The organism is Candidatus Cardinium hertigii (assembly GCF_050864915.1).
In the GTDB taxonomy this organism is placed as follows: domain Bacteria; phylum Bacteroidota; class Bacteroidia; order Cytophagales; family Amoebophilaceae; genus Cardinium; species Cardinium hertigii_D.
In genome coordinates, this window is record NZ_JBOZWY010000003.1 from 94,750 (window position 1) to 107,902 (window position 13,153).

Below are 13,153 nucleotides of genomic sequence, written 5' to 3' on the forward strand. Positions count from 1 at the left end.
GGTGTCTTAAAGAGGGCTTTTACAAGGTCCTACCACATTTGTTTTTTCTTGCATCGCTGTAATAAAAAACATACCTTTTATAAAGGCGGCTTGCATTTATCTTAAAAATGCTCTAAATCAGGAATCAAATTCGGGGTAAAGCTTTACATGCGTTAAACTTAATGCAGCAGGGGCCATATAAATTCAGATGCAACCTATACTTGTTTCAACTAAAGTAGATCATGATAACTGATATCCAAAGCGCATTGGCTTGTAGCCTACTGTTGCTAGAATTAGCAGGTATAAAGGTATGCCAGGATGCAATAGAGCCATCCGATCAGTCTATTGATACAGGCTTAAAAAAACTCAGCCAAAGCTATGGCGTAAAACTAAAGCACAAAAAGCTAAAATATGCCAATCTTTCAGCAAAGGATCTACCCATAGCTTTTCTTGCCAAGGATGGTGTATACCGGATATTAGCCAAAATGGACGGCATACAGTGTCTCATACAAGACCCAAACAAATCACATAGCGAATTGTGGTCTATAGAACAACTGATCAACCATTGGATCGGAAAGGTTATTAGCTTATCTGGTCCTTCCTTAAAATTTAACTGGTCTTGGTTTATACCCGCATTTTGGCAGCACCGTCGCATACTAGCTGAAGTATGCTACTTCTCTTTTGTTTTACAATTGCTCGCTTTAATCCTTCCTTTATTTTTCCAAATCGTTATCGATAAAGTTTTAGCCTATAAGACCTATGATACTTTAATTGTACTAATATTTACGTTACTGATTACAAGTATTATTGAAGTTTTACTCAGAGGATTGCGGGAATATCAATATGCCCATACCATGCATCGAATAGATATGTTGCTTGGGGTAAAATTGGTTAAACATTTACTAGGGTTGCCCTTGGTCTACTTTAAAAATCGTCCAGTTGGTGCATTGGTAGCGCGTGTATCCCAGCTGGATAGTATTCGATCTTTTTTAAGTGGCTCGCTCTTTACTTTGCTGATTGACATCAGCTTTATGAGTGTATTTTTAATAGTCATGTGGATGTTATCTCCTAAATTAACCACTATAGCGCTTGCTTCTATTCCTTTTTATATAATAATTGCTTGGCGTATGACCAAACCATTACAAGCTAGATTGGCAACCCAATTCCAATACCATGCAGCGAATACATCGACTTTAACAGAAAGTATAGCGGGTATTGAAACCGTCAAAAGTCTAGCTATAGAACCGCGTTTGGGTCAGCGTTGGGAAAGCCAAACTAGGGATTTAGTCCAGGCTAGCTACCGTACACAAGTCTTATCTACGCTGTTCCATCATATGGTTCAAGCTATTGGTAAACTAACCAGCCTATTTATTTTATGGTATGGGGCTAGATCGGTTATTCGTCTTGAGTTGACCACTGGTCAATTGATTGCATTTAATATGCTCTACCAAAACTTTGCTGGACCATTGGCTAAAATTGTTGAGTTATGGGGGCAGTTTGTGCAGGCGCAAGTAGCGGTAGATAAACTCGGGGATATACTTAATTTACCTGTTGAACAAGAAAAAACTGGCGTACCACAAAAATTAAAAGGGGCCATTACCTTAGACCAAGTAACCTTTCGTTACCAACCAGGTGGACCGCTCGCCTTACAAGGTATTTCATTAAAGATTCAGGCTGGTAAGCATATTGGTATGGTAGGTGCATCAGGTTCTGGTAAAAGTACCCTTGCCCGATTGCTATTACGACTCTACGTACCAGAACAAGGGGAAATATTATTTGATGGGCATAACCTCCATACCATGGATATACGCGATTTGCGTCAACAAGTAGCCGTGGTGCTCCAAGAAAATTTTTTGTTCAATAGAACGGTACGGGATAATATTGCTTTATCTGCTCCTAAGACTTCTTTAGAATCTGTGATCCATGCAGCTACATTAGCAGGCGCCCATGAATTTATTTTGCGCTTACCTATGGGTTACGATACTCTATTAGCAGAAGGTGGCAGCTCTCTATCAGGGGGGCAAAGACAGCGGATTGCTATTGCGCGGGCTTTATTAACTGATCCTAAAATATTAATTTTTGATGAAGCAACCAGTGCCTTAGATGACGCATCTCAAGCAGCTATTCAAGCCAATATGGATAGAATTTCCCATCAACGGACGGTCATTACGATTGCCCATCGGTTGTCTACGGTACAGCATTGTGATCGCATCATTGTACTTCAGGAAGGAAAAATCATTGAACAAGGTACACATACAGACTTGTTGGCATCATCTGGTCAATATGCACGCTTATGGAAACTACAACAAGATTTACAAATAGAATGTTAAAGGCTTTTAGGTCTCTATCTAAGCAAAAAATACAACAGCGTTGTATTACTGATCCGGCTGTACAGCAGGACAACTATGACCCATATGAATTTTTACCTGCTTATATCCAATCTATGGAACGTCCACCTTCACCCCATGCCAGGGTGACCGCGATGCTGATCAGTATATTGATATCATTGGGATGCATATGGGCCTATTGGGGTGCATTAGATATCCATGCTACGGCCTATGGTCAGCTTGTCTTACCCAGCCGTTCACAACATATTCAGCCTTATGAATTGAGTAAAGTGGTTAAAATCTTAGTAAAAGAGGGGCAGCAGGTTCAAGCTGGTGATAAGCTATTGGTACTACATATGATAGGATCTGCACAAGAAATTCTTCGTTGTCAAGCACAAAAATCTTTTCACACCTTGGCACGGGCACGCTATCAAGCATTACTGAGTGGTAAACCTTTAGAGTATCTCTTCCTACCCAAGGGTATAGAAAAAGCTATAGCCGACCGAACCAGAGCCCATGTGTTGGGTATTTGGAAAGAACATCAAACTATGTTGCAAAAGTTTGATGCAGAATTAGCCACCAATCGATCGGAACAAATAACCCATCAAACCAGTATCAACTGCTTGCAAAAACTACTGCGCAATATAGAAAAACGTTTGGCATCAAGTCGTAAACTAACGCAATCCAAAATGATGGGGAAAATGGAACTGTTGGCTAAAGAAAAGGAAGCATTGGAAACAAAATTATCTTTATCTACCAAGCAAAAAGAACTAAAAACTTTACAAATAAAAGCAGATACACTGCGAAAAAGCAAAACCAGTTATATTGCACAAAAAAAAAGAGAATGGCATGATCGTTTCAATGAGGCTGCCTCTGCTTTATTAATTGCAGCACAAGAATTAGCCAAAGCGCAAGATCGCGGTCGCTTACAAACTTTACAAGCGCCATTGGGTGGTATAGTGCAACAAGTTGCGGTGCATACCATTGGTGGTATTGTACAAGCCGCGCAAACCTTAATGGTTATCGCACCAGATGATGCGCCCAAACAGGCCAGCATTGATATTGCCAATCAACACATAGGATTTGTAGAACCAGGTCAGTTAGTCGCCGTTAAGATTGAATCTTTCCCTTACAGCCGTTATGGCACCATCAACGGAAGAATAATAAGTTTATCACGTGATTCTGTACAAAAAAATGGCCATCATGGTCAAAATGAATTGGTTTTTCCAGCTCAAATTGAACTGGAAAAAGAGCATATAATGGTCAATGGCAAACCAGTTATACTCACACCAGGCATGAAGATTACAGCTGAAATTAAAATTGGCAAACGGCGTATAATAGATTATTTGCTTAGCCCGATTAGAAAATATACCTCACAAGCCTGTCGAGAACCATGATAAAAGGAACATATGGCATACAAGCCTTGGTCAGGGCTGTTCAAACTTTTCAAGTATTGGTAACAGAAGAAACGCTCTACCATAGTTTAGGCCAAGATGGCCAGTTATTAACTGCTATAGATCTATGTAAAGCAGCTAGACAAGGTGGATTACGGGCCAAATGGTATACAAAAATGCATAAGCATATACAAACTTTACCTTTACCCATATTAATTTGTCTGGATCAGCAATGGAGTGTGATTGAAAAAATTGAACCAGATGGATCCTGTTTGCGTTATGATGTAGCTACCCATCAGCTTCATCAAGAACCTTTACCTAAGATAAGCGCTGATACACCGATCGTTTTACTGGCAGAAAAAGGATTAGAACCATCTGATGTGCCATTTGGTATGGGTTGGTTTGTACCTGCGATATTGCGTCATATAAATCAATTCCGTGATGTATTGGTTTTGTCTTTGGCACTGCAACTAATCGCGTTGGTAACCCCTTTGCTGTTTCAGAATATTATGGATCGCGTATTGGTCAGTAGAGGATTGGCTAGTTTACACGTGCTCGCTGTGGCTATGTTGGCCCTTACCATAGCGGAACCTTGCTATAGCTATTTAAGGAGCAAAATATTTACCCATTTATCGAGCAAGATTCATGCGGAACTATCTGCTAAACTTTATAGCCATTTATTAAGCTTACCCTTACACTATTTTTTAAAGCGACAAACTGGAAAAATTGTAGCACGGGTACGAGAGATGGATCATATTCGCCAGTTTTTAACAGGATCGGCTTTAATATTAGTACTGGATATGGTATTTATCTTAATGTTCATAGTGGTAATGTTTGGCTATGCTACAAGGTTGGCTTGGTTGGTAGTAATATCTTTATTATTATATGCTGCATTTTGGTTGATGATTGGCCCTATCCTCCGTTATCGTCTTACCCAATCATATGATGCTAGCGTATTAGCCACAGCTTATTTAACAGAAACGATAACAGGTATAGAGGTGCTAAAGACTACTGCCACGGAACCAGATTTTCTCAAACGTTGGCAGCAAGTATTGGCTTGTCAGCTACGTGCGGGATTTGTAGCCAAAAAATTATCCATCACTGCTGGTCAAGGCATTAGCCTCATACAAAAACTTACTTCTGTCTGTTTAATATGGATAGGTGTTAAGGTGGTACTCAAAGGTGAACTGACCGTTGGCGGATTGATCGCTTTTAATATGCTGGCCAGTCATGTTACCCAACCAATTTTGCGTCTGGCACAAATTTGGCAAGAATTTCAGCATACGATGATCACCCTACGCCGTATTGCAGATATACTCGAAACTGAATCGGAAACAGGAAGCGAAGGCGTAACAACTATACCCACATTACAGGGGAAAATAGCATTTCAATATGTAAATTTTCGTTATCAGGATGGGACACCTGAAGTTTTAAGGGAGCTCTCTTTTAGCATAAAACCAGGATCATTTATAGGTATTACAGGACCATCTGGATCCGGTAAAAGTACATTAACCAAATTGTTACAACGCTTATATAGGCCACAGAGTGGAAAAATTTTAGTAGATGGTATGGATACTGCCATTGTAGACACCCGTGCACTCCGCCGCAGTATGGGTGTTGTATTGCAAGAAAACATGTTGTTTGCAGGGTCCATATTGGATAACCTGACGTTATGTGCCCCTCAAGCCACGCAAGTGCAAATCATAGAAGCGGCAAAACTAGCTGGTGCAGATGGTTTTATTAATGCGTTGCCACAAAGGTACCAAACTTATATCGGAGAAAGAGGTAGTGGTTTATCTGGTGGGCAACGTCAGCGCATTGCATTGGCTAGGGCTTTGTTGCGCAATCCAACCATTCTGATCCTAGATGAAGCGACAGCTGCCCTTGACTATGCATCTGAAGCGGCTATTATGGCCCATATGGATGAAATCTGTCGCAATCGAACCGTTATCAGCATTGCCCATCGCTTAAACACGATTAAGCATGCAGATACTATTTTGGTATTGGATGAAGGTAGGATGGTGGAACAAGGTACACACGAAATACTTTTAGAACAAAAAGGGCTCTATGCCAAACTTTGGAATATACAAACCAATGGTACAACCTAAGGCTACTTGTCAAACTTACCAACTAAACGATACAGTGCAAATTCGGCTTGTCTTACCTTAAAAGCATAGGTGATTAAATTGATTTCTGATTTTTGGACATCTTCTTCTGCTTCTTGCAATTCAAGTAGTTTAACCTGGTTAAGCTGATAAGCCTTTTCAACAAAAGCTAATTTTTGTTTGCTTACTTTCAATCGCGCTGCCGCTATTGTATGTAACCCTAATGCATGACGATACAGCCACTTTTTATTTGCCAGACGGTCCTCTGCAGAAAGTTTTTCTTTACTTAATTTGAATGTTTCGTTGTTTAGGCCTATTCTTGCTTTTTTAATTGCTGCAGGCATCAGTAGAAAAGCAGCTAGGTCAATACTAACCCCAATATTCACTAAACCCTTAGAGGGACGGATATGCCACTTCTTATCTTGTAAGTTATAGATATAACCATTAGCGTATAAATCGCTTGATAGGCTCAAACAAGAAAGCAGGTAAGACTTCGCTTTAGTAAGCTCAGTAGCAGCTATGGCTACTTTTTTCGCTTGTATAGCCGCTTCTAGGTCCACTACTTTTTCCGGCGTAACTTTATCCATATCCCACATGGGTTCAACAGGAATAGTAGACTGTACTAGAATTGCTTGACTTAATGGCCTACCTAGCGTTAAATTTAGGTTCCGGCGCTTTTCTTTAAGGATTTCTTGCTCCTCCAATAAGGCTAAATTGGCCTCTTTTAGTCCCAAGTCAGCATTTAAATAATTTATTTTAGAGACCAAACCCAGTCTAAATTTTTTTGCTTCTATTTCTAACCTAGAAGCAGCAACCTTAGTAAAGGTATTAGATAGCTCACATTTTTTTTGCGCCAATGCGAGTTCATAATAACAGGTAACCACTTTTTCTAGCGTATCGGATATGGTTTTTGTCGCCATTAAATGGTTGACCAGATTATGTTGATTGTTTATTTTAGTTTCGAATATTTTATCAAAGACCGATCTAGATTCCCATGTCAATCTGAAAAATGGATCTGATCGAAAATCAAATCTTTTAGTACCTCCTCCCCATTGATTATGTTGCGCAACTATAAAGGTTGCTTTAGGAAGCCATATATGTAGATTCGAAATCTTATTCGATAATAAAGCGCCTTTCTTAGTGGTTTCAGCAATTAAAATATCAAAATTCTCTTTTAAAGCAACTGATAGCACTTCCTCGAAAGCCATAGGTTGAACCGTAACATCGGCCATGCTATGGGGTAAAAATGTTATGCTATATATTATGCAAAAAGATGCAAATGTTTTTTTGATAAACCACATGCTAAAGTAATGGGGTTATGCACAGATCTCAGACGCTATTAATGCATCAGTATACTACGATAGCTTTCTATATTTTTTAAAGCAATGCCGGTACCACGCACTACGGCTTGTAAAGGCTCCTCTGCAACATGGACAGGCAGTTTCGTTATATTATGCAATCGTTTATCTAAACCGCGTAATAAGGCTCCACCGCCTGTTAAATGGATGCCATTCTTGTATATATCAGAAGCCAATTCAGGTGGCGCCATTTCCAATGCCTTTAGGACCGCATCGTCAATTTTTACAGCAGACTCCTCTAAGGCAACCGCTATTTCTCTATAGCTTACCGATATAATCTTGGGAATACCGGTCATAAGGTCTTTGCCATGTACTGGGTAATCAGCTGGTGGTTCCAATAAATCCATCCAAACTGCTCCAACCGCTATTTTAATTTGTTCTGCTGTACGCTCTCCAATGACTAGGTTATGCTGCTTGCGCATGTAGTCGAGTATATCCTTATTAAAAGCATTGCCTGCCACTTTAATGGATTGATCACAGGCAATCCCAGATAAAGATATAACGGCTATTTCTGTTGTGCCACCACCAATGTCCACAATCATACAGCCAACAGGCTCTCCAATGTTTACGCCTATGCCTATTGCCGCGGCAATAGGCTCATAAACCATATACACCTCTTTGGCACCTGTATGGGCAGCAGAGTCTCGAACCGCTCGTTTTTCCACATCAGTGGTACCAGATGGAATACAAATGATAATTCTATTAAAGAATGGGGTAAACAAAGCTAATTTTCTTTTAGACAACATTTTGATCATACCTTGAATCATAAGCTCTGCTGCATGGTAATCTGCAATTACGCCATCTCTAAGCGGTTTAATGGTCTTTATCGTATCATGTGTCTTTTCATGCATTTGCATAGCGGCCTTCCCCACTGCTATCATCTTATTGCTGTTCCTATCTATTGCTATAATAGAGGGTTCATCTACAACGATTTTATCGTTGTGTATAATTAAAGTATTGGCTGTTCCTAGATCGACAGCGATATCTATATAAAAATATTTCAAAATTCCCATATACTTATACCCAATAGATTGATGCGTTTGTATCCATTAAAAATTTTTAGCAGCATCTATTCAACGCTTATAACCTAAGGGTTATAGGGTTAAAATTTATGCAATGAAAGCGCTACGCCATCAAAGCAAGCATAGGTATCATGCGAAACCCAATCTCCCAGATTACAATAGCTGCTTGAATCGTTTAATGCCTTTATATATGGACAATGTGTATGGCCAAATATATAAAATTCGTGGTGATTAAAAGGTTCTATCTGATCCTTGCAATACTGAAATATAAAATCCTTTTTTTCCAAAAACGAAGGCGGATCATGCGTATCCTTGCAATATAGTAATCTACCTTTTTTTTTTGTAAAATACCAATCTATGCTGCTGTATACCCAATCAGGTGGTAGCATCCGAATAAAAAATTGGAGCCAACCGCTATGGTATAACTTACGGAATAACTTATAACGGGTAGTAGGGTTAATCGTATCACCATGGCCAACTAAAAATCGCTTATTAGACAAGGTAATGGATGCTGGTTTTCTAAACAATTGTACACCACATTCTTGTGTGAGGTAATCTATAGACCAACCATCATGGTTCCCTAAAAAAAAATAGACTGGTATGCCTGCTCTATAAAATTCCCAAAGTGTTGCTTGAAATCGAATACCCCCTTTGGGCACAAGATATTTATATTCAAACCAAAAATCAAAAATATCGCCCAGTAAAAATAATGCTTGTGCTTGTGGCTTAATAGCGTCTAGCCAAGCTATTATTTTATGCTCTAGTTTAGGAGGAAGATTTGTACCACTGGGGCGAAGTGGTAAATGTAAATCAGATATAAAAAAAATTTTTTTCTCTATTTTAGGTATTTGTATCAAAGCTATAAGCTAATAAAGTTGTATCCTTAAGGGCAGAAATGTCCAAACGTTACTTTAAATTAAGTGGTCAGATGGTATGGCGACCCAAGGAACCCTTATCTTTTTCTAGGTAGCAACATAAGAAATCCCTTTAATTTAACTAAAAAATCATTAGATTTGCAACTACCCAAGCCATCTCGATTTTCGTTGTATAAGCCTAGGAAACTTATACAGCTTTATATTTTAAACAAAGAGATAGATGTCTACTATAGATACTGCTTTAAAGCATTGCAATCATACCTTTAAAGAATTGATTGCGCATGCACAAGCTTATGGATTTATTTACCCGTCTAGTGAAATTTATGATGGCTTACAGTCCATTTATGATTATGGTCCTTATGGCGTGGCATTAAAACGAAATCTACAAAACTTTTGGTGGCAAAGTATGACCCAATGGCATCAAAATATTGTAGGGATTGATGCAGCCATTATGATGGATCCTACTACTTGGAAAGCCTCTGGTCATATAGATGGTTTTACAGATCCAATGGTAGACAATAAAGACTCCCAAAAGCGCTACCGTGTGGATCTACTGATAGAGGAACATGCTGCACAATTGGTCGCCCAAGGAAAGTCGGCTCAAGCAAAAGTCCTCATCGATCAGATGGAAGGCTGTTTACAAACGGGTGACCTATCTGGGTTAGATCAACTGCTGCAAGCCTTTACGATTGTATGCCCCTTATCTAGGACCACCCATTGGACCCCTGTACGTCAATTTAATCTTATGTTTGCTACCCAAATGGGTGCAAAAAATGACGCTACAACCATCTATTTACGGCCAGAAACGGCGCAAGGTATTTTTGTAAACTTTTTGAATGTTCAAAAAACAGCACGGATGAAAATTCCATTCGGCATTGCCCAAATGGGTAAAGCCTTTCGAAATGAAATTATAGCCCGTCAATTTACTTTCCGTATGCGTGAGTTTGAGCAAATGGAAATGCAGTTTTTTATCCAACCTGGAACAGAAAAAAAATGGTTTGACTATTGGCAAGAAACGCGTAAGCATTGGTATGACAGCCTGGATATTGACCCACAAAAGATCCATATACATCCGCATAAGCAACTGGCCCATTATGCAGCCGCTGCAGTGGACATTGAATATGCTTTTCCATTTGGCTTTAAAGAGGTGGAGGGCATTCACTCTAGAACAGACTTTGACCTAAAGAGCCATGCATACCATTCTAAAAAGAAATTACAATACTTCGATCCAGATACCAAACAGCGTTACACACCCTACGTTATAGAAACTTCTGTAGGTCTTGACCGATTGGTTTTAATGGTATTGAGTAATGCTTTAGAAAAAGACAACTACCTAGCAGATGGAGCAGAAGAGACCAGCAGAATCTATTTAAAATTTCCACCTCCATTGGCACCTATTAAAGCAGCTATTTTTCCACTGGTAAAAAAGGATGGATTGGCTGAAAAAGCGATGGCATTGTTTGATGAACTGAAATATGATTTCCCCGTTATATATGAAGCTGCCCAATCTATTGGCAAGCGCTATACCCGACAAGATCTTATCGGCACACCTTATTGTATTACCATTGATTACCAGACATTAGAAGACGAAACCGTTACCATACGTGAACGTGATTCTATGGCACAATACCGCATCCAGATGGCTGAAATAGCCCATTACTTACATACCAAAACGGGTATAAAATCACTGCTATTACAGCTAAAAAACTAGGTTTACACTTGGTTTATTGAAGAAATAGTGGTATAGTTGCAAGGTGCCTATTCCTAGGGGAATTAGCTCAGTTGGCTAGAGCGTCTCGATGGCATCGAGAAGGTCGGGGGTTCGAATCCCCCATTCTCCACTAGATAAAGCCTATACCTTCATGATGCATAGATTTATTTCCGTGGCTGGACAGCTGCTTCATTTTAGCTATTTATGGCTTATTCCGATTATTTCCTGTGTTGCGGTACAAACACCAGAAGGGGGTCCCCCCGATGAAACCGCTCCTAAGTTGGTCCGTTCCTTTCCAGAAAATGATTCCGTAAATTTTAAGGGTAAAAAAATTCGACTTACCTTCGATAAGGATATTGCTGTTGAAAGCAGCAACCTCCAGATTATGCCCAAATTAGACCAGCCTAAAAATAAAAAAGCCTACAGCTATACCATAAATGGAAAAACGCTACAACTTACCTTTCATGTCCCTCTAAAAGAGGAGACTACTTACACTATTCACTTCAATAAAGCAGTTAAAGATAGACATGAAGGTACAAAAGCGACAGGTGATCCGATAATCTTTAGTACAGGTGCCTTTATAGACCCTATTAGCATTACAGGCAAAACAAAAGAATTATTAACCAATAAAGCAGTAGGAGAAGTAAGTGTTTATCTCTATAATGCCGTACGAGACCCCAAAGAATGGCAGGAAAAAGGCATCCCAGATTATTATACTACCGCTGATAAAGATGGAAATTTTACTATAAAATGCATCCGCTTGGGCAAGTATTACATACGGGCTACTACTGGACAAAATAATATCTATAAAATTGATTATGAAAAAGATAAATATGGATTTTTTAAGGAACCTATTGACTTAAATAAAAATCGAGAAGAGGTAGTAATTCCGCTGATTGCATCTGATGTACGTCCTTTAAAGCTGCTACGGGGTACACCCCAAAAAGGGCTTTTTGAAATAGTCTTTAACAAAGCAGTAATCCACTACGAACTGACACCGCTTGAAACCATAGGTGCAAAGGGAAAACCGCAGCTATATAGCTTGCTTTCAGAGAAATCACCTAAAATAATCACTATTTATAATACTTTTGGTCTCCTGGAAGAAGATGCTTTTAAAGTTAAGGTAAGGGCTCAGGATGCTTTGCATAGGTCATTAGAAGAAAGTATAGCCATTAGATTTAAAGAAGGAAAAGCAGAAGTTACCAAATTTGGCCTAAGGCATAGGCTGTCGAACAGCGTACGCTCTTCTACATGCGCTGATTTTACAGAATCTATCTTATTTAACAAACCGATTAAAGCATTTAAGGAAGCAGGTATATACTTTGAAGGCAAAAATCAAGAGAAAATTCCACTACAAGTAAACGAATGGGTCTGGAATGAAAACCAAACCAAGCTTACCATACGCAAACATTTCACACCGGAAGAGATCTCTCAGTTTACTACAAAAAAAAATGAAAGCAATCTTATGGAGCAAATGGTTACTCTACAGGTAGAACCGGGTGCTTGCACCGCATTTGATCAATCAACCAACAAGAAGATTATGCAATCCTATACACTGCGCAAAAAAGAAGAAACCGGTACTATTTCAGGAAAAGTAGAGACCACTACGCCCTATTTCATTATTGAGCTACTGGATGAAAAAGATCAATGTGTAGATGCCATTCGAAATACAAAACAATATCAATTTACAATGGTGCCACCTGGTACCTATAAAATGCGCTTATTGGTACTGAATGAAGCAGAAGCGGAGTGGTCTCCTGGAGACATCCTTCAAAACATTGAGCCAAATCCTGTAATTTTTTATGAAAAGGAAATTAACCTGACAGAGAAATGGGAAATAGCCGATATTGACTTTACCTTTTAAAGGGTTGGTAATACCCATTGCTTCAAATGATTGCTATTTATACGGATGGTGCTTGTAGAGGAAATCCAGGTCCAGGTGGATATGGCGTTATTGTAAAACAGAATGCGGCTATGAAAACCTTTGCACAAGGCTATAGAAAAACAACCAACAATCGAATGGAATTATTGGCGGTAATCATAGGCTTAGAAGCGCTACCACAAGAGGGACAAACCGTTACCGTTTACTCCGACTCCAAGTATGTAGTAGATGCCATACAAAAAGGATGGCTTAAAAATTGGCTGAAAATAGATTTCAAATCAAAAAAAAATCCTGACTTATGGAAGCGTTTTTGGATGGTCTATCAAAAACACTTTGTTCATTTTTGTTGGATTAGAGGACATGCAGGCCACTATGAGAATGAACATTGTGATCGCCTTGCGGTGGCAAGCAGTTATGGGCATTTGCTGATAGATAGCTATTATGAAAACAATAGGTAGCTTGTAGGTTCTGTTCAATTGGCTCTGTTTTTTGTCGCTATA

Annotated in this window: 9 protein-coding genes and 1 tRNA gene; 7 read left to right on the forward strand and 3 right to left on the reverse strand. The window is 39.2% G+C overall.

Annotated features, from left to right (window positions below):
* The first annotated feature begins 221 nt into the window (after positions 1-221).
* From ACRRVD_RS02870 to ACRRVD_RS02880, 3 genes are read left to right on the forward strand one after another with little or no spacing between them, the layout of a single operon-like run.
* Positions 222-2,309, forward strand: a complete 2,088-nt coding sequence (locus tag ACRRVD_RS02870) for a peptidase domain-containing ABC transporter (RefSeq protein ID WP_432461642.1) — start codon at positions 222-224, stop codon at positions 2,307-2,309.
* Entirely contained in the window at positions 2,273-3,703 is a 1,431-nt protein-coding gene (locus tag ACRRVD_RS02875; RefSeq protein WP_432461643.1) for an HlyD family type I secretion periplasmic adaptor subunit, read from the forward strand. Before ACRRVD_RS02870 ends, ACRRVD_RS02875 begins: the two co-directional genes overlap by 37 nt.
* Positions 3,700-5,808 carry a type I secretion system permease/ATPase gene (locus tag ACRRVD_RS02880; protein ID WP_432461644.1) on the forward strand — a complete coding sequence of 703 codons (2,109 nt, stop codon included), beginning with the start codon at positions 3,700-3,702 and terminating at the stop codon, positions 5,806-5,808. The genes ACRRVD_RS02875 and ACRRVD_RS02880 overlap by 4 nt, the downstream gene beginning before the upstream one ends.
* A 2-nt stretch (positions 5,809-5,810) precedes the next feature.
* On the opposite strand, the gene ACRRVD_RS02885 is transcribed toward ACRRVD_RS02880, so the two are convergent.
* The 3 genes from ACRRVD_RS02885 to ACRRVD_RS02895 all read right to left on the reverse strand — a co-directional run bounded on the left by ACRRVD_RS02885 (position 5,811) and on the right by ACRRVD_RS02895 (position 9,042).
* Positions 5,811-7,013 carry a TolC family protein gene (locus ACRRVD_RS02885; protein ID WP_432461645.1) on the reverse strand — a complete coding sequence of 401 codons (1,203 nt, stop codon included), beginning with the start codon at positions 7,011-7,013 and terminating at the stop codon, positions 5,811-5,813.
* Positions 7,014-7,144: 131 nt separating this feature from the next.
* The gene (locus ACRRVD_RS02890) at positions 7,145-8,176 is read right to left on the reverse strand and encodes a rod shape-determining protein (RefSeq protein WP_432461646.1); all 1,032 of its coding nucleotides are present in this window, start codon (positions 8,174-8,176) and stop codon (positions 7,145-7,147) included.
* A gap of 89 nt (positions 8,177-8,265) precedes the next feature.
* On the reverse strand, positions 8,266-9,042 hold the full coding sequence (locus ACRRVD_RS02895) for a UDP-2,3-diacylglucosamine diphosphatase (RefSeq protein WP_432461647.1): 777 nt from the start codon (positions 9,040-9,042) through the stop codon (positions 8,266-8,268).
* Positions 9,043-9,280: 238 nt separating this feature from the next.
* On the opposite strand from ACRRVD_RS02895, the gene ACRRVD_RS02900 reads away from it, so the two are divergent.
* From ACRRVD_RS02900 to rnhA, 4 genes are all read left to right on the forward strand, one after another.
* Positions 9,281-10,771: a glycine--tRNA ligase gene (locus ACRRVD_RS02900; protein WP_432461648.1), complete on the forward strand. Its 1,491-nt coding sequence runs from the start codon at positions 9,281-9,283 to the stop codon at positions 10,769-10,771.
* Between the two features lie 56 nt (positions 10,772-10,827).
* Positions 10,828-10,901 (forward strand) — tRNA-Ala (locus ACRRVD_RS02905).
* Positions 10,902-10,922: 21 nt separating this feature from the next.
* A complete protein-coding gene (locus ACRRVD_RS02910) occupies positions 10,923-12,635 on the forward strand; it encodes an Ig-like domain-containing domain (protein WP_432461649.1) in 1,713 nt (570 codons plus the stop codon).
* Positions 12,636-12,661: 26 nt separating this feature from the next.
* On the forward strand, positions 12,662-13,111 hold the full coding sequence (gene rnhA, locus ACRRVD_RS02915) for a ribonuclease HI (protein ID WP_432461650.1): 450 nt from the start codon (positions 12,662-12,664) through the stop codon (positions 13,109-13,111).
* The last annotated feature ends 42 nt before the right edge of the window (positions 13,112-13,153 follow it).

Bases quoted from the DNA above. Each gene is read 5' to 3' on its own strand.
- ACRRVD_RS02870 (WP_432461642.1), top strand. From the start codon at position 222: ATGATAACTGATATCCAAAGCGCATTGGCTTGTAGCCTACTGTTGCTA.
- ACRRVD_RS02875 (WP_432461643.1), top strand. From the start codon at position 2,273: ATGGAAACTACAACAAGATTTACAAATAGAATGTTAAAGGCTTTTAGG.
- ACRRVD_RS02880 (WP_432461644.1), top strand. From the start codon at position 3,700: ATGATAAAAGGAACATATGGCATACAAGCCTTGGTCAGGGCTGTTCAA.
- ACRRVD_RS02885 (WP_432461645.1), bottom strand. From the start codon at position 7,013: ATGGCTTTCGAGGAAGTGCTATCAGTTGCTTTAAAAGAGAATTTTGAT.
- ACRRVD_RS02890 (WP_432461646.1), bottom strand. From the start codon at position 8,176: ATGGGAATTTTGAAATATTTTTATATAGATATCGCTGTCGATCTAGGA.
- ACRRVD_RS02900 (WP_432461648.1), top strand. From the start codon at position 9,281: ATGTCTACTATAGATACTGCTTTAAAGCATTGCAATCATACCTTTAAA.
- ACRRVD_RS02910 (WP_432461649.1), top strand. From the start codon at position 10,923: ATGATGCATAGATTTATTTCCGTGGCTGGACAGCTGCTTCATTTTAGC.
- rnhA (WP_432461650.1), top strand. From the start codon at position 12,662: ATGATTGCTATTTATACGGATGGTGCTTGTAGAGGAAATCCAGGTCCA.